The following is a 20886-nucleotide window of genomic DNA, read 5'->3' on the forward strand; positions in this document are numbered from 1 at the left end:
CGTTGCTCATATCGATCTATCTCAGTGGGCTCGAGGCCGGTGGCCGTCACCGCTGGTCACTGTGTGCCGTCGTTGCGTTGGTCGAGGTCGGTGGCGATGTATTCCGTGAGACCGGCCTGTGTGGGTTGTGGCTGCCGGACGTAGCGACAGTGGCGGGGTTGACATCCGGAGAAGTCCGAGATTTTGGTGAGGCGTTCGACGGTCGGCCATAACCATTGGGTATGCCAGGCGGTCATGTCTTCGCGGGGCAGCTCGGCGGTTTCCTGCTCGCACCAATAGGCGGCGGTGTGTGCAGCCATCAGGGCGGTCAGTTCCTCGCGGACCCCATCGTGCTGGAACCAGCAGGAGGGGATGCGTGAGCCTAGCTGGTAGATCTGTCGCAGCCAGCCGACCCAGTCGATCAGCTCCTCCCACAACGCTGCGGCTTCGTCCCGGTCCAGGTGGCGCCAGCTGTAGCGGCACGGATAATACTGCGGCACTGAAGGTTCCGCATCCGAGGCGGCCGGTATGTTCATCGCGAGCCTCCGTGTTCACTGGTTGGGCGCAGATGTTCGGGAACTGTTCCGCTGGCAACGATTTCGTCGAACAGCGCCGTCGAAGACAGGGCTTCGTGGCGCCAGCGTGGGACCTCCCACACGCTGGGCAGCCGTAGCAGGCAGGCGGGGGCGTTGCGGTAGAGCAGTAGCCCGTGGTCGCTGGGCAGTTCACGGATTTCATCGGCGCGCAGCACGGTGTCGTCGTGGAGTTGGTAGGTGCGTCCGCCTTGGTGCAGACTGGCTTCCCAACCGCGGCGTTCCCCGATCAGCCGTGAGATCGCGGCCAGTTCCTCGGTGCCACGAAGGCCGGGCAGGATCAGCATCGCCGGCGCGGACTGAGCTAGGACGCGTCCACCTTCGCTCCCTCACCGCAATTCGTTCTGATCCTGGTTGTGGGCGAAGGCCCACACACAGATCCCTTTACCGCCCGAGTCGGTCATGATCTGAGGCAGATCCGGGATCGGAGCGACGTTGTTGGTTTCATCCAAAACCAGCCGGACGGGTGGATCCAGGCGTTTGCCTGGCATCCGTTGGGAGGCGCGGTCGGCGACGTGATGGACTTCGGCGGCTAGCGCGGCAACGAACGGTGCCATGGATCGGGTGCTGCCCCGCGACACCAGATACAGGGTGTTCGCACCGGAGAGCACGAACCGTTCCACATCGAAGGACTCCGACAGATCAACGTCGATGGCGGCCAGTAGTTTCGGCGATGCCAGGGGTTCGAGCAGCCGTGAGGCGGCGGCGAGGACGTCGTCGGTGGATTCGCTGCCCGAGGCGAGGATTTGGTCGAGTTCGCTGGCCCAGTCGGGCAGGGTCTGGGCCAGGATGTCGACGGGGGTTCGGTTGGTGCGCGCCGAGATCCATACCCGGACGTCGCGGATCGAGTAGTTCGCCGTCGCCGCGGCATGCAGGCAACAGCGCAGAACCGTGGCGGCTTTCTGCTCGAAGTAGGCGCCGTTGCGGGTGCCCTCCAGGGGCATCGCACGCGCTGCGGCGTCCGCGCGCCGGATCGCGGTGTCGGGATCGGTGCACCCTGCCAGGAACGACCAGCGCAACCCGGCGGGCCAGCCAGTCAACCCTTCCGGATCGAACACCGCCACCCGACCCAGTTGAGCACGGTGGGTGATAGTCGCGGCGACGAGGTCGGCTTTGGTCGTGGTGACCAGGGCGAATCCTGGTGCGTCACAGACGCGTTGGTAGGCCACCCGCCAGGTCTTGCCCGCCCCCGTAGGCCCATGCACGATCACGCCATCGCGGTGCTGGAGATAGACATGCTCGCTGTGTCGCTCGGCCAGGACACCGAGGTCGACCGCTGCCCGCGACGGATCAGCGAAGCGAGTGCACGACCAGTACCGATGCCTCATCGCCGCCACCTCCTAAGCCCTGATCGCCGGACTAGGCTGGGGAATTCGTGTCGGGCGCGAATGAGAGCGGCGTCCCGGTTCAGACCGGCACGTCGCAGGTCGGACCTGGTTGCCAGACCGGGCCGGTGGCGGTGACGGCATCGGCTATCGATCTCGTCACTGCCAATGACCGCAACCGCACACCACAACGTGCCGACCACAACGATGCACATCCAGGTCAACCAAGCTGGTCCCGGTCCCGGGTCGCCAGGCCACGCCGCAGCGGGGTCACCAGGACCGCGCACCAGCAGTCCCAGTGTCGGAATCATCTGCGCGGGTGCGACGAACCCGATCCCATGCCCGGCGAGCGCGGCTGAGGCCGCGCCGCCGCCGAACACACCGGCCACGATCGTGGTCACCGCATAGACCGCCAGGACAGCTCCGGCGGGTAGGACCGGTTCGCCGCGAACCGGATTCGGTAGTCGGCGCCCGGTCATGACGCTGTCTCCTCGACCATGCCGGTGTTGGTGTCATCGGGTGTTTGTCGTCCGGTGATCGCCGCGTCGGTGTCGGTGAGCAGGACCTCCTGGGGTGAGCGGATGTGGGTGAGCAGGAACGGATCCCGGGTACCGATCTTGACCAGGCACTGCCCGCGCCCCAACCGCATCAACGTGTCCTCGGTACCGGCGGGCAGCCGGTACAGGCGCACAGTCTCGAGCGCGTCGTCGGCACGGGATTGCCCGAACAGCACCACGATGCTCGCTTCACTCATCAACGCCCGCGCCGGAGAATCCGGAGGCTGATCAGCCGGGTGATGGAATGCCGCGATGGTCGAAAGACCGAGTCCGCGGGAGAGTTTGACGTTGCCGCGGAACACTTCACCGGTCGATCCGGCGGCGACGTGCCAGCCTTCCTCCACGACCAGGATCGTCTGCTGGTAGCGCGAGGATCGTGCCGCCAGTTTATTGGCCAGCCACGTGTTGGCGGCGGTCATCACCACCCGCAGGGCCGGGCCTTCGGTCGGTAGCGCGCTGAGATCGAAATGCACCAGCGGATGGCTCTCCAGCGCGGTCCGCACCGCGGGGCTGGTGGGTGAATCGACCAGCCCGCGTAGATCGCGCTCGGCCAGGCGCAGCAACGCCAACCCCGGCTCGAGTCCCCACTCCAGGGCTCGCTGCGACCATCGTGGTCCGAACCCGTTGCCATCTGCGGGATTCGGGTCCAGCAGCCGCAGCGCCAGGTCGCGAATGACTGGATCCCTGCCTGCCTGGCGAGCTTGGGTGGTGACAGCCGAGAGTGCGGCGCCGACGGCGGCCTTTTCTTTCTCGTCCAGCTCACGCGCCATGGCGTCGGTGAGGACCGCGATCACCAGGGCTTCCTGTCCGGCCGGGACGACGCCGTCGATACCGCCACGATGGTCGCCTCGGGCGCTGATGGCTGGGTCGAGCAGGTTCAGGCACGCGCCGTGGCCGCCGACCCGGAAGCGGATGCTCTCTGCACCGAGTGTTTGTGCCAGTGGGGTGTATTCGCCGAGGCCGGCTTGGGGTTTCTTGTCCAGGATGACGACTTGGCGGTTGGCGACCAATTGCCGTAGGACGCAGACGGTTTTGATCCAGGAGCTTTTGCCGCGCCCGATGTCACCGATGACGACGACGTTGATGCCGCTGGTTTCGCTGCCGTAGGCAGCGAAGGCGTCAACGATTTCCAATTCTTGGGTCATGGTGTTCAGCCCGGCCAGCACGCCATCCTGACGGGAGCTGCGTCGGCTGGTGGCCAGGTTCCAGGCCTCGGCTTGCCGGGTGGTGGTCCACGCGCCTTCCGAGCGTGGCTCATACCATCCGTATCGATCCAGCCCACGTCGACGTTTCGGTGCTGGGCGCCGCACGAGCGCGTGCTGCGCTTCATTACCCGGTTCGGGTTGTCCGTTTCCTTCCTCTGTTTCGTGCCGTGCGAGGCGTCGGTGCTGAAGATGTTTCCAACGGCCGAAACTGGGCCGCTGCCAATGGGATTCAATGCGCCCATCGTTGTGAGTGGTGGTGCTGCGGTGCCGTTGCATGGTTGCTCGCCTCCCTATCGGGTGTAAGGGGTGGCGGCCAGGCCGCGTCCCAGTGGCACGGTGGTGAACATCGCGACGTCGTGATCGCCGTTGGCCCAGTCGATTCCGGCGATCGCCGAGTCGTTGGCGGCTTCTTCGACGCGCATGCAGGCGCGTTGCAGGTCGTCAGGGTCGCGTCCGGTGACCGCAATCGTCGCGGCGTAGACGGCGCCGTGGTGTCCGGAGCCGGGCACCAGGTCGTGGCGGCGGCGGCTGGAGGCGTTGGTCAGGACTTCGGTCGAGCCGTCGTCGAGTTTTCCGCGTCTGGCTTCTTTGGTTTTGCGTGCTTGATCGGCGGTGAGGTCTCCGCGTGCTGCGGCGCGTGCTCGGTGGGCGGGGACGAAGTCCAGGCGGACGCTGATGGTGCGGATGGTGGGCATCGGCGCGGTCTCGTCGTCACCGGGATCGGCTTCTACCCCGGTCAGCAGCGGTGCCAACCACAACGGTCCGAGCTCGACCGGTTCGATGGAACGGGGCCGGATGTAGCCGACCCGGGTGCGCCACCGGCCCTCGGCGCCCACAGCGACGCTGTCGGTCCCGCCGATGTAGGTGGGCCAGCAGCTGGTCCAGGTGGCGTCGCGATGGCGATCGATCTTGAAGCTGGGATCGAGGAAGGCACGGATGATCGCGCATGCTCGGCGTTCACCGAGGACGTCGATGCGTCCCATGCCTGCGATAGCGAGAAGTCTTGTGGCGCGTTCGGTTTCGTCGCGGACCAGTTGCGCGATCGCGGCGGCGGTGGTGGCGTGTTTGGTTCGGGCCAGCCGTGCGGTCTCGGCCATGAAGGCTTCGGTTTGCGGAATACGCAGCACCACAAACGATCTGTGTTCTTCGGCCAGGGGTGCGGTCAGGTCGATCAGTGCGCCATAGGATTCGACCGCGGGCCCCAGCCGTGGGTCGGTCAGCTGGGCGACCCGGGCGTGTGCCCATCGGGTGTGTGGGGTCATGTCGTGCGGGACGCTGCGGTGCAGCAGTTGGATGCCCCGGATATGGGAACCGCCGCGTGCGAGTTGGGCAAGGAAGGTCCCGAACGAGACCGAGGAGGCGGCGTAGGCGCTGTCGCCACGCAGGCCGTCGGCGACACCTTCCACTGCGACGATCACCGAATAGGTGGTGCGTTCACCGGGATTGGCGGTGCGCACGATGAACATCTCATCCAAACCGGTTCCTGCGACCGGCAGCGGGGCGGTGCTGCCTAGGGGTGGCGGGAATGCCCAGCCCGGATCCAGGTCCGGGTCACCGTGGTGGGGGTCGTTGCGATGGCGATAGATGTGTTCACCGCGTCGGCGCCGCAACCACGTGCGCGCGGTGTGCGAGCGGCGCGCAGCCCAGGAGGGTTTGTCGCGCCATTCCATCGTGGCCGCGAACACCGACACCAGCGTGATGATCGCGGTGGCGATCACCCACGGCTGGCCACCACCGAGGACATAGATCGCGACCACGACCGCGAAGGTCACCGCCCAGCTGATCAGCACCGGACGCGACAGACCTAACCACGATCGGCGAGCGATCTCCCCACCAAGAATCGAGGTTCGCGCCTCGGTACTCATGATGACTCCGACTCGGCGTCACCGGGTGCGGCTTCCGCGGTCGAGCGTGCTTTGCTCAGCGCTCCGCTGGCCGCCTGCGCGGCGATCGGCGCGGCAACCATTCCCGCCGACAACGCCGCGGAGCCGAGCCGGCGAGTCGCCCCGGTCGCGGATCGGCCGACGTCACCAGCACCACGGCGGCCCCCGCCCGAACCAGTCGAGTCGCTGGTGTTGCGGGAAAGCGTTTGTCCGAACCGTGATTCGGTCGCCGACCGGCCGTCGCTACTGCCCGCGGTGCGCCACCCCGGGTCACTATTGCCGCCTCCCCCGCCGGTGTCAGCGGGTGCACTCTCGCGCCCACCACGACCTCGACCTGCGGCGCCTCGACTGCTCCACCACATCGCCGTACCCGCGCCGCCAACAGCGCCGGCCATCAGCGAGGGTGACTGGCCGAACCCTGCCGCGTCCGAGCGCGACGGCAGTAGCGGTGCGTAGCGCAGCAATGACCACGGAGCCAGACCCGCCACTCCAAAAGCGACCACCACTAGACACAACTGCCCCAACGTGCCGAGTGGTTGTTGTTCTGCGGTGTCGGTGAGTCCGGCGTCGATGACTCCGGTCAGGGTGGCCAACAGCAGAAACAGCAAGGGTTTGGATGCGACGATCGCCACGAAAACCAGCACCGGCCGTAGGGCCTTTTTGCGCCATTGCGGGTGCACCCACATCCCGAATCCGATCCCCGCGGCCACCGCCAGGCACGGCAACGCCACCTGGTGCATCAACAACCCCGCGAACACCGACAACGCACACACGATCAACAGCAGAAACAGCAACAACCCCACCAGCACACCACCGGCGAGGTCGGTGGCGGTCAGCTCTCCGGTGAACCGTTTGAGGTGGTCGATCATCTCGCCCATGTCCGGGCCCGCCATGCGCGCGATGGATTCTGAGGCCAGGTTCGCCGCTTCCACCAGCATCGCGGCGAGCATCGGCGCGAACAGCATCAACAAAATCCCGGCGGGCATGTACCCGAACAGGTCTCCGGCGATGGTTTTCACGGTTTCGCCGCGCGAGGCCGCGCGCCACAACGCCATCAGCGTCATCAACCCCATCACCATGACCCCGATCCCGGTGCTGAAGGCATACCAGCGCAGAAACCACCCCGCGTGAGGGTCGAAGCGCCCGGTCGCGGCCAACCCGTCCAGGACCTTCGCACTCAGCTCCGAGGCGCTGGCTTTGGAGGAGTTGGCCCAGTCATCGATCACCGACTGCGGATCATCAACAAACCGAACCACTTTCGCCGTCGCGTCCCACAGCCAGGAGAAGGCTTGGGTGAACGCTGCTCCGGCGGATTGACCCGCGGCCCCGAACATCGCTTTGCCGAAACGATCGGCGAAGGAGGTGTTGCGGTCGCGCCATTGCGCGGTCCCGACGAACAGCTTGCCTACCGCGCGGTTCCAGTCCAGGCACCGCACCAGATCCCCACTCGCCGGATCGGCGTGGGTGCAGTCGGCGAAAAAGGCGTGCACACAGTAGGACTGGTGCACGCTACACGGGTCGGTCCACGCTTGGCCTGGTACGGCGGAGAAGTCTTCGCCGGTGGCTGTGGTGATCTCGTGCATCGATTGCCGGTCCGGGGTCTTGGCCCAGTCGAAGCCCCACGCGTTCCACGCCGGGCTCGCCCACCGCTTCACATCCTCCGCACACACCGGTGAGGGCAACCCGAAGCGGGTATCCCCGGCCGGGAACACCTTGGGGAGAAGATCCTTCGGTGGCTCGATCCCTTCCTGGATCCAGCGATCTACGTCCGGATTCGCGCTCGCGCCACCCAGCAACGTCTTCTTCTGTTCGTCACTGGCCGACCAGTACAGCAACCGGTCCTCGACGCCCATCACCGCGTTGATGTAGCCGCCGATATCACCGCCCCGGTTCGCGCATACTCCGGAAAACCATGGTGCGGTGCGGAATTCGTCGGTACCACTCACGAATTGCCGCAAATCGAGCGGGAATCCATGCGGCAACGCCTTCGTTGCTGACGCCTGGGTATCGGGTTGGGCGGCCGCGGTCGCTGCGCCGGTGCCAGTACCGATAGCTAACGCGCACAACACAGTCGCGACCACAGTAGCCACCTGGTGTCGGTTCATCGCGCTCACCCCCGGTTAGTTGACGTAGACGGTGTAGTAGCCCGACTGCAGCGGCTGGCTCAGCGGCGACTCGGTGCCCGGCGCGACGACTTCGTCCGGGGAAGGGCCGACCCGGCCGGTCGTGTCTTTGGCCTTCCAGTCCCCGCGCTCCCACACCAACTCCACCGTGTGGGTCGCCCACGCGGTCACCACCGAGACCGGCGCGCCCTCGGTGATCGCCGAGCGTGACACCGCGACCGTCCACACCACCACTCGCGCCGAGGACGGTGCCAATGCCGCGACACTGACCGCCGCCGGAACGAGATTGACCACATCCGGGCCGGGCGCGCGATCACGCCCGATCTGGATCGAGTCCCGCAAGTGCGGGCCCGGATCTCGCGCGAGCAGCGCGGCCTGCACCGCGTCCATCGTGATCCGGCCCTGCCCGGCTTGGTTCAATGCCTGCACCGTGTTCACCGCCGCGGTCGCCGCGCCTTCACGGTCACGGGCGTATCCGACCGGGACACCGTCGCGCACACCAGTCGGGCCGTGCGCGACCCGCACACTTACCTCCGATCCGTGCCCGCCACCATGGTCGCCGTCGCAGGAGCCGACGATCACCAGCCCGCTCACCCCCAGCGACACGGCCACGCCCGCACCGATCAGTGCCTTGCACGGGATCTTCCGGCGGCCAGTAGCTGGCTTGGTTGTCTTCGTCGACCGGGATCGTTGTGTAGCACTTGCTGATTCTGGTGTGAGATCGGCGAATCTATGTGTATTCCAACGCATGTGCCTCACCTACTAACCGAGTCGTGGCCCGCTGTGATCGGGCGATGGTCGTGTTGGCGGGTTTATCCCCCGACGACGAACAAGATGGTCGCCACCAGTGGCGAGGCCGCTGCGACAAGTCCTACCGAGATCAGTGCGTCTTGGAGTTCTTCCGAACCTTCGGACAGGTCGTTGGCGTAGCCGCGGCTCTTGGCTCGCTTGACCTTGAACGCGCCCACGATCACCCGCACCGAAGCGCCGATGATGACCAGCGCCCACACGAACGCCACAATCCGTTTCCACGTGGCATCCAGGGCCCCACCGAACAATCCGAAGTCCGGGCTCACCCCACCCAAGGGGTTCTGGATCCCCTGCGCCGAAGCGTCCGGCACCCCGGCCAACACCACCACTACGATGCTCATCGCCACCACTGACGCACTGCGACACCCGATCGTTAGTCGTTGTGGCACAACATCTCTGCTGATCATCGCTTCACCTCCTGACCGAACACGGCTCGTGGGCTCTTGCTGTTTCGTGGACGTTGAACCTCGCCCTGCTCAACACCGGCGATGTGGTTCACCAGCCGAATGCTGTGCTGTCCGCGCAGTCCGACCACGTCGGTACCGGGTAGCGGCCGGTCAGTGGTCCCGGGCCTTCGTGTAGTGCGTAGGCCAGCAGTCGGCGATGGGCCAGCGCGTCGTGGCTTTCGCTGAGTCGATGTGAGTCCGGAATGAACTCTGTCTCTATCGGTGCCTGTTGTGCGGCAAGGGTTTCCGCGACCGCGTCAGCAACCGCTGCCGCGACCTGCGACCACGCCCGCAGCGCCGGGCGGCTCAGTCTCGACACGACAATCCGCTCGCCTCCGGCCAGCATCGGGTCATAGGGCACACCCAGCACACGCCCAATCCCCGCACCAGCCAACGCTTCTGCGGCTTCCGCGCGTTGCCGGGTGTCGTGGTCGGCGAGCACGATCACCGCGTTGGCGGCCAAGGCTTCGTGCCCGGCATCGGCGATACCGTCGAGTAGTCGCAGTGCTGCCACGATGACGTCGCGGCGGTTCACGACCGGTACCACGAGTTGGGTGGCGTTCTCCACCGTCCACCGGAACGCCGGTGCGCGTTCGTTGTTGCCGGTGTCGATCAGGATCATCGACCGGTGCCGCCGCAGCACCGCCAGGATCGCCGCGCATTCCTCGCGCCCGACATTCACACTGCCGCCAGGGGTTTGGTCCGAGGCCAACACCTCATCCAAGCTCGGCTGGCGCTGCAACATCCGCCCCAGCGCCGAGGCATCGCCGTTGGCCGAACACAACTCTCGCGCGTGGGCCAACACATCCCACACCGTCTCTGGCCCACTGCACGTCGCCGCGCGTGCGGCCAGGGTGCCGCAGGATTCGTTGGCGTCCCACGCCACCACCTGCCCGCCACGGAAACGCCCGAACAACGCCGATAACACCACCGTGACCGGTGTCACCCCGGATCCGCCCTTCGGGTTGGCCACCGCGACCACCGGTGTACCGGGCAGGGGTTGGCGAATCCGTTCCACCGCACGCCGACACGCCACCTCCGGACTCGACCGGGCAGGCTTGAGCCGCAAACCGACTGTGTTGGCCTTGCCGCGCCACCCCCACTGGGCGGGATCAGTTTCTGCCCCTAGCGCGGGCCGCAGCAGCATCGACAACCGGACCTCCCGCGCCGCCGCGACCTCATGGGCCGAGGGCCCCGACACCACAAGGTTCGCTTCCCCAACGCCGTAGGGATCGTTGGGCGACTCCAGCGGTCCTTCGAGATCTTCATCGCCCGACTCCTCGAGGCTCTCGTCGTAGGCGTCTGCAGGTGCGGGCTGGCGAAGTCGTTGCCGCCGCAAGTCCACTGGGCGCTCGGCGGTGTATTCCGCCTCGGCGGCCATCTCCCCGCCGGGGGCACCGGTTTCATCCATATCCGCCTCCTTCACGTCGTCATCGGCCACGGGTGATCGCCGATTCAGCGACGCGTCGTTGCTACGTCCAGCCACTAGAGATCGCCTCCCCCACGGGCCACGCTCACCGTGTGCTCTGCTGCCCCCGCGCTGGCTTGGATGCCTGGTGATCGGTTTGCCGCGGCGTACTTGGAGGCCATGCGTGGGATGGCTTTCACATAGCCCTGGGTTTCGGAGTTCTGGCATACCCCGCCCTGGGCGAGGGTGCCCTCGAGGCCGCAGTTGTACATGCTCAACCACAGCTCCGTCAGATCACCGTGCAGTTTCCCCTGCGCCAGAGCATCTTTGGCGATACCGGCTAGTGAGCAGTCGAATGCTGCCTGCGACATCACCGCATCGGGGATCGAGTACACATCGACACGTCCGTCACCGTCGCCGTCGATACCGTGCCGAGCCCAGGTCTGCGGCATGAATTGAGCCGGGCCCTGCGCACCCGCCGGAGAAACGGCGAACTGATTGAACCCCGACTCCTGCCGCAGCTGCGCAGCCACCAGCGGTGCAGACACCTCCCGTCACGTACCCGCAGCCTTACGAATCCACGGCTCATACTCGCTCGGCACCGATCCTGGGCGTAACGAAACATCCGCCACCACAACCGAACTCGGATTACACCCCACCATTGCCGTGCCAGGTTCCCGCAACCACCGTGACCGTGACGTCTGCCGCGAACCATCCGCAGCGTCATGCGCTACCGGTGCCACCTGCGTCTCGGTCGCATGGTTTGTGGCATGTTCTAGCCACGGCATCGGGTCGATCTGTTGGCCGCCTTGCAGTCGCCCGCCCGGTACGACTTCGAAATGCAGGTGCGGGCCGGTGGATTCGCCGTCGCTGCCGACCGCGCCAATCGGCTGCTCGGCGCTGACCAGGTCTCCGGTCTTGACGAACACGCCACCGGCGTTCATATGCCCGTAGACCGTCGAGAGCGGGGCACCGTCGTAGACGGTGTCGATAATGATCCAATGCCCGAACCCCTCCGCCGGGCCCGCCGCGGCCACCCGACCATCGGTCGCCGCCAGAATCGGTGTCCCCAACCCCGCGGCGAAGTCGACACCGCGGTGCGCAGCACCCTCGCGCACCCCGAACGGCGAGGACACGGTATAGCTGCCTTCGGCCAGCGGCATCATCACTGCCCCGGCGGATACTCGCTGGTGGGTACGGGGGATGTCGGGCAGGCAGTTCGGGTTCGGCGGCCTCCGGTCCCCTGCCCCGAGCAGAAGCACGACCGCAGCAACTATCACCACGCCACCGACGCCGACCAGGCCGATCAACGGGGCGGCCATCACACCACCCCAGCGACGGTGCGGATACGGGCGGCGAACCAATCCGTCAGCCAGTCAACGGCATTGCGTTGCCCATCGACGAGATAGTTCTGATAGCCCTGATGAACACCGGAAGCGAAGAAGTTCGCCGCTGTCAGCCCGTCCGATGCCAGCTGAGCCAGGTCGTCACCGCCCTGCCCGCCGACGCTGTCGGTCAACTTCCGTGCCAGCCCACCCAGATCCCCGACGCCACCCTGCGCCACAGGCTCGGCACTGTCGATGTGGCTGGTTGTGCCGGTGAGTGTGTCCACCGCCAAGCTTGCGAATCCGAGCATCGTGGGAACCAGCCCGACCAGCCGGGTCCCGATCTCGACCGGGTCGCCGCCCTTGGTGATTGCCTCGGCGATGCCCCATAGGTCCTCCTGCAGCCGGCCGACCTGCCGCGCGAGCGCCACGACATTCAGGTTGTCCAGCAACCCGACCAGCACCGACGCGGTCTGCGCGGCACCGGTGCTGTCCGGGATCATCGCCACCAGCTGCGATACCGTGCGTAGATCAACACCGTCAGCCATCACCACCACAGGGGTGAACAGGGTGTTCAGTTCACCGAACATCCCATGCAGGGTCATCACTGTGGCCGCGACGTCGTTTGTGTCGGTGACCGCGGCGCTGATCCGCGAGACCGTGTCCACGATCGCGGGCACGTTCGCCGCGAACCTCAACCCGTTGGTGGCGATATTGGTGACCTGGCTGACCACGACCGAGGGCTTCACAATCCCCAACGTCCGCGATGCTTGCGACAACGCCTCCGGCGAGGACGAGCCCATCGAATCGGTCAACGGCGCCGTCGCCGTCGCCAACCGGCCCGCGGCGGCAGCATTCCCACTCGATGTGTCACCCGCCGTTGTTGTCCCGGCGCTGGCAGCGAGTTGAGACAGCGAGTCCCTCGCCGCGGGCAGGTCCGACCGCGACAGCCCGCCCACCACATCGGCGGCCAACCCTTCTGGTGACCCCGGCGTGTGGTTCGTCGAACCCGACAGCGCCGCGGGATTGGCCTTGGTCCACGACACCAGCTCACCCAGCGGCCCCAAAGCTGTCTGCGCATCGTTCACCGCCGCCGAAAGGACACCGGTGTCGGCCTGCCCTTGCCCCGCGGCCGCGATGACCTTCCCTATCGCGTCCCGCACGCCCGCGAGATTGATCTTGCTGACATCGGAGACCAGCGACTCAATCGGCTCCGGCGCCGAGCTCGTCTGTTGGTCGGGGGTCGTCGGTGCGCTACCGGTAGGTTGCGACAGGACCCGACCCAGCCCTGCCAGAATCGGATTGGTCGACGCGTTGGTGGCACAGTACTTGTCTTGCTGTGCACAAATTTCGGCCGTCACCGCCGACAACGCACAGAACCCACCAGGGCGCGGGCCAGCGATACCTTCACCCTCCACCTGCGGACCGACCAGCTTCCCACCATTAGTCCCCTGGCGCGGGTCGGCGACCAAACCCACCGCCAACACCCGATCCGCACTGACCGGGTCCCCGGAGCAACCGATCGATGCGGTGAGATCGCCCATCGCGTCAGCACCCTGCGAGTAGCCAGCCAAAACGAATTTCGTTGCACCACAACGCTGTCCGAAGTCCTCGATAACCCGACGCACAGCGGCGACCCCGGTAGCTTTGCTGTTCCCATAAGCCATGCCGTCGAACGCCGCCGCCGCGTACGCCGGGAACCTGAAGGCGAACTTGCCACCGAACTGTTCCGACAATCGGGTCGCCACCGGACCCAGAAGCCCGACCGGCTTCGTCTCATCCGCTGAAGCATTCGTTTCCCACGTACCAGGCAAGAACACGCCAGCGACCGAGGGACAATCGGGTCCGCTCAATCCTGCACCCGACCAAGGACTTCCCACAGCCCCACCAGCCCCGGTCATCACACCAGCGACCCCAACGACGCACACAGCCCCACCGGCCAACAGCCGCATCGGCACCGAGCGACGGACCGAACCCTCGACACCACTGCCCGACTTCACGACGCGTCCCGACCGGTCGATCGCTTCCGCTCGTGCACCCAAGCATCGACGGCCGACGCCTCTAACTTCAGCGGAGAATTCTTCGCAAGCCCCGATTTCCAAGCCCGCGAATACAACTCATGCCCGGCGACACGCAGATGACGGATACGATCTGGCGTATCCCCCGTTCGAGCACTGATCTCCCGGATCCGCAGAATCCGCTCAGCCGGACTTTCATTCACACTTCCGGAATGATTACCACCCATCAGACCACCTCCCACGCCCGCCGCTACAAACGGGTTCTACATATCCGTGCTCGAACCGAATAACGCTGCGACATACCTCGCTGCGCCACCAACGCCTCGATTACTGGAATCGACATATCGATCAGGCCCGTGCTTGACGCACACGAGATTCCCTGGGCTTGCGCCCAGGACGGGAAACCACTTACGGCCAGTGTTGTTTCGGGTTTTCCGTACCGCCAATTCGATGTTGACGGACCCCGCAGCATTGTGATTTCTCTCTGCTGCCCGGCAGCAGTTCGCGGCGCAACCGAGCTGATCGCCGCAAACGCCGATTTTCGTCAACCACGGCGTCGTACAACCGTTCTAGCCGTTCACTCAGCCCTACGTCTCGCAGAATTTCGGGGTGTGCTCTACTACGCCCCAACGATTCGCGGTCGCCACTATTTCCCCTGGCGTTGGATTCGGCACTCCGTCGAGAACTGTCGGTCATCGCGACTGCCCTCCTCCGCTCAGCTCAGGAGGCCACGGATATCCGTGCTACACAAGAACAATGACATCCTGGCCTAGCACAGAGCCGTCATGCGGGTCGACCACGCTCGCCGCAGGCAATCAGTGCAGTTTCTTACCACGGATTGCGTGCGGGCGACATCGGATCTTCCAGCCCTCGTCCGGTTCCGCTTTGCGGTTGCCGGGAACCCCTCAGAATGGGGCGATTACCCAATGTAACCCAGATCACACAGATAGTGCAACCAGCTGGCAACATTACCCGCAGCTACGTCCGCGACTGCGAGACGCGACCAGGCCAGTACGAGGCCATGGCTCAGATCTCTATTGGTCGCCGTCATGTCCCGCCTCCCCACTCGCGCCTGAGGAAACTTCAGAAATGCTCTTGGACGCGCAGATCAGCGGCCTGGAGTAGCTGCGAGGTAATCGACCCGATGCCTCCATCCTGGCAGTCTTCTCATAGAAACAGACCTCATCAACCGAGAGGGCCAGCCGTGCGGTTTGCCGACTTGATAGGAACGTGGACACTGCACCGGATCGAGATCACCGGAGCCACTGAGGCCCGAATCCTCGTCCAGCCCAGCGTGTCCGGAATACTGCGCTACACCGCAGATGGCCAGGTGTGGGTAATCCTGCACGTTCCCGACCACCAATCAGACGGCCTACTCTCAGGCGCCTACACCGGCACCGTCACCGTCGACGCAGATACCGTGATCCATCACGTCAGCGTCGGCACGACACCATTCGGCGAGGGCAGCGTGCTTGCCCGCACGGCCGATCTCTCGGCCGATCGCACAGAGCTCGGGCTCAGCGCACCCACTGGTGACGTAACGGCCCGGTTGCACTGGCAACGCACAGCATGATCGCATTCCTGAATCCGGCGGCACGCCGCGGGAAGTCGGAGCTATCCGGAATTTCGGACACGCCCTAACAGGGTCCAATCGAACGGACCACTCCTCGCACGACCTCCCCGACCTCAGCCACTGCGGCCGAGCCGCCAGGGTGCCGGTGCCGTGCGATTGCCTATTTCTTGAGCCGATCCCTGATCAGAGCTCTCAATACGGTCCGGTCAGGTTTGTTGCTACCCATCGTCGGCATTTCCTCTAGGACAAGTACAGCTTCCGGTGCGTACGCTCCACCAAGCTCAGCGCTAATCCACTCGGTCACATCGCCTTCCGACAGTTGATGCGACGGCGTGGGAACGACTGCCGCGCATACCTGTTCGTCGTTATCGCTGCCGGTGGCGCCGAAAACCACGGCCTGCTGGATACCGGGGTGTCGGTGGAGCACACTTTCGATGTGGGATGGGTAGATGGTTTCACGAGCTCCGATAATCACGTCTTTCCTGCGTCCGGCAAGGGTGAGGTAACCCTCGGAGTCGAGGGTGCCGAGGTCGCCGGTGCGGAACCAACCATCGGTCAGCGCTTTCGCCGTCTGGTCAGGTTGGTTGTGGTAGCCAGTCATAAGGCTCGGACCTCGCACCCAGATCTCACCGGTGACACCGTTGTCCATTGACTGTCCCTCGTCGTCGCGGATACTCACCTGCGTGCCGGGTACTGGGCGCCCAACCGTAGTGAGGAGTTCGGGCCGTTGGTGGTCGGTGGGGCTGAGAATGGTGATCTGGCCGATCTCGTAGGCGCCGTAGCCCTGGGTGATGATCGGTCCGAAGCGCTGAATTGCCTGGGTGATTCGATGAGGTGTGCTGGGTCCGCCGCTGATCATCAACGAGCGCAGGCTTGAGGTGTCGGTGGATTCGAGAGCGGGGTGGTCGAGCAGTTGGTGCAGCATTGCAGGCTGCAACCAGATGAAGGTAACCCGCTCACGCTCGATCGCTCTGAGAACCTCATCAGGGTTGAACCAATCCTGAACTACGACTCGCCCTCCCGCGGCGAGCACAGCCTCAGACAACGTTCCTGCCAGGTGGCCGATGGCGGTGCACATCAGCTGTGTCGCGCCCTCCCACATCTTGAGTGCGGGCGCGGTCAGGTAGAACGGCACTCTGAAGTCCTGCGGGATCCCTTTGGGGGTACCGGTGCTGCCTCCGGTGAGTCGGATCGCTGACGTGTCTTCGGGCAGCGCCTCGACAGCGACCGGCTCGGCCGATTGCGCGTCAGCGAGAGCTTGGACGTTCACGACGTCCGGGTATTTCCCTAGAGCAAGCGCTGCAGTACCAGGTAATTCCTGGATCGCCGCCAGCGCCTGGTCGGCTCCGCTGTCCGGGTCGAAAACCAGAGCTTTCGCGCCGACCGTTCGCAGCATCTCTGTCAGCAACGACGGGGCGAGGTCGTCATACAACACACTGGAGCAACAGCCGAGCACGTTTGCCGCATACCGCAGTACATACGTTTCTGGACGGTTGCCGGTCGCGATTGCGACCACGTCGCCACGCCCCAGACCTTCGGCGCGCAGCGCCCGTGCCATCTGGAAAATACGATCGATCAGTTGCTCGTAGGTCCAGGCGCTATCGGCGTGCGTAATCGCAATCTGCGGCGAGTGCCGCATAAACGCTGCCAGCGTCGCACCGATCGAGGTCGACTCATTCGTGAAACCTGTTGCTGTCATTGCGAGATAGCACCTTTCTCGGTTCCGGTTGTAGCCGCACGAGCTGGCACAAGCGCACGGGCCAGCGCCACGAGTTCGTTGACATCGGCGTCGAGCCTGCCGGACGTTGGCACCGCGATGGGGATCGCTCGATTTCCGACGGGTTCGACACCAATCGCGTGTGCGCGCAAGGCTTGCCGCAGCTGTGCCGGCAGGTCTGCCACTACCGGGCCGCTTTGTGGAGCATTTGCCCTGATGTCTGCGACATAGGGGCTGATTCGTACCAGCCCGTCTCGGCATTCGATCAACCGGCGATAGAAGCGACGATGAATGCCCGTGATCGTTATCCGGTCCTGCCACAGCTGGTTGGGTAGGCGCGCCAGCGCATCCTCGGGAAACTCCGTGTGCAGCATCGCCCATAGCGGTCTCAGGGCGTGATAGGCGTGGAGATGGTGCCACCAGATCCGCCCGGCAGCCAACCGAGTGACCGCGGCGGGATAGCTGATGCCGAGCAGGAACAGAACTATCCCCGGCACCATTGCCCACATCCCCAGTAACAGAAGGTGACTCGGCATGACCTCGCCGGCCCAGTAGACAATGTCGCCAGCAGCAAAAATGATCAATGCCAGCACCAGAGCGATAGATCCCCACATTGCCAGCAGCAGCGCACGCCGGAGGTGCCGCTCAGCGCTGCGCGCATAGCGTCGCGTCAACACTGCTGCGGTCACGAAAACGTAGAGCAGGTAGCAATTCACGGTCACGTAGAACAACCCGATGCTTGCTACCCCTCGCTGTTGTGGACGCGTCTCCACCGGCAGCATCGCGGCGGCTGTCCGAACATCGCTGGGAATTGTCGCAGTCGCGACGATCAGCACGATCAAGACAGCGGCAAGCACGAGGGCCTGCCACCAAGCACGAGCAGCTGCTCGGCGAGGATCGAACGCCGAGAACAGAAAGAAGCAAACCAGGCAGTACGCAACCGTCACAGTCAGCGCGTGGTTCACGAATCGAGACCACATCGGCTCGAGGCCCACGAAATCCACGCCCTTGGAGGCCGCTATCCCGAATGGCCAGCCCAAAGTCCCGAACAAGACCACCGCAGCGATCGACCGTAACCTGAGATCGCGCGGTTTACGTACCACCAGGTAGAGCATCCACCCCAATGCGAGAGCGGCCACAGCCCATTCCACGACCTGCAGCGCGATCACAGCCAGCCCAACCTGTCATTGAGCGACGTGCCGATCCGCTGCGCGGTGCTGTCCACCGAGAGGGGTGCGACGACACGGTCCACCACCGAGGCCCATTCGAGGATGATCGACGCCACTGTCTCCGCCTCACGCTCCTCGGCTGTGTCGTAGGAGGTACGACGCAACGCACGGCGTACAACATCGGCGGGCAGGGTTCCCGCCCGGATCAGCTGCACTGTCAATGCGTCATCTTGTTCATCGCTGTGGTGACCGGCCAGTAGATGCCCTAGTTCGTGGAGAATGATGTGGTCCTGGTGTGACTTGCTGGTTTCCTGCTGGTACAGAAAGTAGTCCGCTGCGTCGGTGCTGATCCATGCACCGAATGGCCCCGGTACCGGAATGCGGTGCGCCAGTAGTCTAATCGGCTTACCTCGCTGGTGCCCTACACGCTGACATAAGGTCGCCGCATCCAAGGGCGGCTGAATATCGAGGTCCGAAAGCAGGCGACGACACCGACGACGAAGTTCGCGTTCAGCTTTCACAGGTTTCACCTCGAGCACCCGTCGTCCCACCTCGATCAGAACGATCTCGGCGACGCCCTAGAGCAACGATCGACGGAGAACACACGATCGAGCCTCCTTGCCTGCCCGCAAGCCCCTGGGCATCCCGTTCAGCCGTATCGCTGAATCAGGGCTACGTCGTCATGGAAGGTGTTGCTGCTGAGCGAGTTTCGAGAAGACATCAGCTAGGTCATTGAAATCGAGACCATCTCCGCGCAAAGCCAAGCCATTGACGCCCGCATCCCTGGCCGCAGCAATCAGTCGGAGGTTGGCGTCGATTGCATCGACTCGCTCCCCTGACCCCGTCAGGTACACCGACGGCACCCCGAAGTGCTTGGCCAGCGCCTCCAACATGGCGGGATCGCTGTCCGTATCGGGTTCGACGGTCCCCGTCCTAAGGGCCTCGACTTCGCGGGCAGAGACCGTACGTTCCAGTGCGGCACTCATAGCGCTCGCGACGTCGGCATTGGTCTCTTCGGGTGTCCCTCGAATGTGGAAGGTTTCGAACAACCGATTGAGCCTCGCGTGCAGTGGTTGAGTATCGGCCATCATTTTCACCCTCCCTCGCTTCGCGTTTGCTCCGCCCGCCTGAGCGTCAATCACTCCCGTTTCCGCTGGTCCCGGCCCGAACTGTAGCTGCCGCCAGTCATCAATGCGTGACTTTCGCGCTAGGGCCTGTTTCATAAGTGCTGGGGCAGCGCAGATGAGCTGAAAGTTGTTGCGGTGGTTGGCGTGTTGGTGACCTGATGCGAGGGAGGTCTCCGGTAAAGGGGTTTAGCGACCAAGCAAAACCTTGAATACCGGAGACCTCGTGACCAGCGTATCGGTCGCGGGGCGTGCGGATCTGACCGATGCCCAGTGGGCGCGGTTGGAGCCGTTGCTGCCCCGTGGTGTGAAGGCGGGCCGTCCGCCGAAGTGGACGAAACGGCAGCTCATCGACGGGATCCGGTGGCGGACCCGCACCGGCACGCCGTGGCGGGATGTGCCGGTGCGGTATGGGCAGTGGCAGACGATCTATGGGCTGTTCCGGCGCTGGCAGCGTGGCGGGAGGTGGGCCTTGATCCTGAAAATGTTGCAGGCCTTCGCTGATGCTGTCGGCGCGATCATCTGGCAGATCAGTGTGGACTCCACCATCATGCGGGCCCACCAGCACGCCGCTGGCGCCCGCCGCGACGGCGACGGGCAGAAACATCCACCCGGCGGGGTCGAAGTCGAACCCGCCGACCACGCGCTGGGTCGCTCGCGTGGCGGATGGACCACGAAACTGCACCTGGCCTGTGAGCAGGGCCTACGGCCTCTGGCGTTGCTACTGACCGGCGGCCAAGCCGGTGACAGCCCGCATTTCGCCGCCGTGCTCGCCTCGATCCGAGTGCCACGCCTCGGACTGGGCAGGGCGCGGGTCCGACCAGATCGGGTCCTGGCCGATAAGGCCTACTCCTCCCGCGCCAACCGCGCCTACCTGCGCCAACGCGGGATCAAAGCCACCATCGCAATCCCGGGTGACCAGGTGGCTCACCGCCGTAACCGCGGCTCGGCCGGCGGTCGGGCACCGGCCTTCGACTCCGAGGCTTACCGAAACCGCAACGCTGTCGAACGCGGCATCAACCAGCTCAAGCAACACCGTGCTGTCGCAACCAGATACGACAAACTCGCCGTCCGCTACCTGGCCACGATCCACATCGCCGCCATCAACCAGTGGCTCCGATGCCCCGACTTATGAAACAAGCCCTAGCTCCGGACACGTCTTGGCCGGATGGCGCGCCAACCGTCGTCGTTCGCTGACTTGGCGATTCTCGCGCAGCACCCGATACATGGTGGACACCGAACACAGATAGACGCCCTCGTCGAGCAGTTGGGCATAGATCTGCAGCGGCGCCAAGTCCACGAACCGGGAACTGTTGAGCACCTCCAGGATTCGGTGTCGCTCCATCATGGTGAGCTTGTTGGGCGGCTCGGCTGCCGGTGCCGGTTCAATCACCGGTGCGGGTGCAGTCGCAGCCCGGTCTCGGCGGATCGCGGTCGAACGCACCAGCCCGGTCAACGACGCCGCCCGCCGAGTCGAGACCCGCGCGGCGGTCAACGCCGTATAGGCGACGGTCAACGCTTCTTGCGCTTGTCGTCGGAATCCGCTCTCTCGGAAAGAGTTTCCAAGCTTGAGATTTAACCATCGCAAGATCAACTTCGGTTGATTCCGCGATTTACGAGACGGCGGAACA

19 protein-coding genes are annotated in these 20886 nt (G+C 64.8%); 2 read left to right on the plus strand and 17 right to left on the minus strand.

Annotated features, from left to right (window positions below):
- Positions 1-56 precede the first annotated feature (56 nt).
- The 12 genes from OG203_RS11210 to OG203_RS11265 form a co-directional block, all read right to left on the minus strand.
- The gene (locus tag OG203_RS11210) at positions 57-515 is read right to left on the minus strand and encodes a hypothetical protein (protein WP_405165601.1); all 459 of its coding nucleotides are present in this window, start codon (positions 513-515) and stop codon (positions 57-59) included.
- Positions 512-859, minus strand: coding sequence for a hypothetical protein (locus OG203_RS11215; RefSeq protein ID WP_405165602.1), 348 nt, complete (start codon positions 857-859; stop codon positions 512-514). The genes OG203_RS11210 and OG203_RS11215 overlap by 4 nt, the downstream gene beginning before the upstream one ends.
- A 42-nt stretch (positions 860-901) precedes the next feature.
- On the minus strand, positions 902-1900 hold the full coding sequence (locus OG203_RS11220; RefSeq protein ID WP_405165603.1) for a type IV secretory system conjugative DNA transfer family protein: 999 nt from the start codon (positions 1898-1900) through the stop codon (positions 902-904).
- Positions 1901-2372: 472 nt separating this feature from the next.
- On the minus strand, positions 2373-3599 hold the full coding sequence (locus tag OG203_RS11225) for an ATP/GTP-binding protein (RefSeq protein WP_405165604.1): 1227 nt from the start codon (positions 3597-3599) through the stop codon (positions 2373-2375).
- A 350-nt stretch (positions 3600-3949) separates the two neighbouring features.
- Entirely contained in the window at positions 3950-5524 is a 1575-nt protein-coding gene (locus OG203_RS11230; RefSeq protein WP_405165605.1) for a hypothetical protein, read from the minus strand.
- Positions 5521-7647 carry a hypothetical protein gene (locus tag OG203_RS11235; protein ID WP_405165606.1) on the minus strand — a complete coding sequence of 709 codons (2127 nt, stop codon included), beginning with the start codon at positions 7645-7647 and terminating at the stop codon, positions 5521-5523. The genes OG203_RS11230 and OG203_RS11235 overlap by 4 nt, the downstream gene beginning before the upstream one ends.
- A gap of 15 nt (positions 7648-7662) precedes the next feature.
- A complete protein-coding gene (locus OG203_RS11240) occupies positions 7663-8277 on the minus strand; it encodes a hypothetical protein (RefSeq protein WP_405165607.1) in 615 nt (204 codons plus the stop codon).
- A 200-nt stretch (positions 8278-8477) separates the two neighbouring features.
- A complete protein-coding gene (locus tag OG203_RS11245; RefSeq protein WP_405165608.1) occupies positions 8478-8816 on the minus strand; it encodes a hypothetical protein in 339 nt (112 codons plus the stop codon).
- Between the two features lie 154 nt (positions 8817-8970).
- Entirely contained in the window at positions 8971-10332 is a 1362-nt protein-coding gene (locus tag OG203_RS11250; RefSeq protein ID WP_405165609.1) for a MinD/ParA family protein, read from the minus strand.
- Between the two features lie 74 nt (positions 10333-10406).
- Positions 10407-10877, minus strand: coding sequence for a lytic transglycosylase domain-containing protein (locus OG203_RS11255; RefSeq protein ID WP_405165610.1), 471 nt, complete (start codon positions 10875-10877; stop codon positions 10407-10409).
- Positions 10878-10883: 6 nt separating this feature from the next.
- Positions 10884-11651, minus strand: a complete 768-nt coding sequence (locus OG203_RS11260; RefSeq protein ID WP_405165611.1) for a M23 family metallopeptidase — start codon at positions 11649-11651, stop codon at positions 10884-10886.
- Entirely contained in the window at positions 11651-13606 is a 1956-nt protein-coding gene (locus OG203_RS11265; RefSeq protein WP_405167830.1) for a cutinase family protein, read from the minus strand. The genes OG203_RS11260 and OG203_RS11265 overlap by 1 nt, the downstream gene beginning before the upstream one ends.
- Before the next feature lie 1270 nt (positions 13607-14876).
- On the opposite strand from OG203_RS11265, the gene OG203_RS11270 reads away from it, so the two are divergent.
- The gene (locus OG203_RS11270; protein ID WP_405165612.1) at positions 14877-15245 is read left to right on the plus strand and encodes a hypothetical protein; all 369 of its coding nucleotides are present in this window, start codon (positions 14877-14879) and stop codon (positions 15243-15245) included.
- A 160-nt stretch (positions 15246-15405) separates the two neighbouring features.
- Here OG203_RS11270 and OG203_RS11275 read toward each other — a convergent pair whose 3' ends face one another.
- From OG203_RS11275 to OG203_RS11290, 4 genes are all read right to left on the minus strand, one after another.
- A complete protein-coding gene (locus OG203_RS11275; RefSeq protein ID WP_405165613.1) occupies positions 15406-16944 on the minus strand; it encodes an AMP-binding protein in 1539 nt (512 codons plus the stop codon).
- Positions 16941-18131 carry an MAB_1171c family putative transporter gene (locus tag OG203_RS11280; protein WP_405165614.1) on the minus strand — a complete coding sequence of 397 codons (1191 nt, stop codon included), beginning with the start codon at positions 18129-18131 and terminating at the stop codon, positions 16941-16943. The genes OG203_RS11275 and OG203_RS11280 overlap by 4 nt, the downstream gene beginning before the upstream one ends.
- Entirely contained in the window at positions 18128-18670 is a 543-nt protein-coding gene (locus OG203_RS11285) for a hypothetical protein (protein WP_405165615.1), read from the minus strand. Before OG203_RS11285 ends, OG203_RS11280 begins: the two co-directional genes overlap by 4 nt.
- Before the next feature lie 141 nt (positions 18671-18811).
- A complete protein-coding gene (locus tag OG203_RS11290) occupies positions 18812-19222 on the minus strand; it encodes a hypothetical protein (protein ID WP_405165616.1) in 411 nt (136 codons plus the stop codon).
- 259 nt (positions 19223-19481) lie between these two features.
- On the opposite strand from OG203_RS11290, the gene OG203_RS11295 reads away from it, so the two are divergent.
- Positions 19482-20390 carry an IS5 family transposase gene (locus OG203_RS11295; protein ID WP_405162543.1) on the plus strand — a complete coding sequence of 303 codons (909 nt, stop codon included), beginning with the start codon at positions 19482-19484 and terminating at the stop codon, positions 20388-20390.
- On the opposite strand, the gene OG203_RS11300 is transcribed toward OG203_RS11295, so the two are convergent.
- Complete coding sequence (locus tag OG203_RS11300) at positions 20385-20771, minus strand: hypothetical protein (protein ID WP_405165617.1); 387 nt, start codon at positions 20769-20771, stop codon at positions 20385-20387. The genes OG203_RS11295 and OG203_RS11300 overlap by 6 nt on opposite strands.
- Positions 20772-20886: the final 115 nt, after the last annotated feature.

Origin of the sequence: Nocardia sp. NBC_01499 (assembly GCF_045040275.1) — a bacterium.
In the GTDB taxonomy this organism is placed as follows: Bacteria; Actinomycetota; Actinomycetes; order Mycobacteriales; family Mycobacteriaceae; genus Nocardia.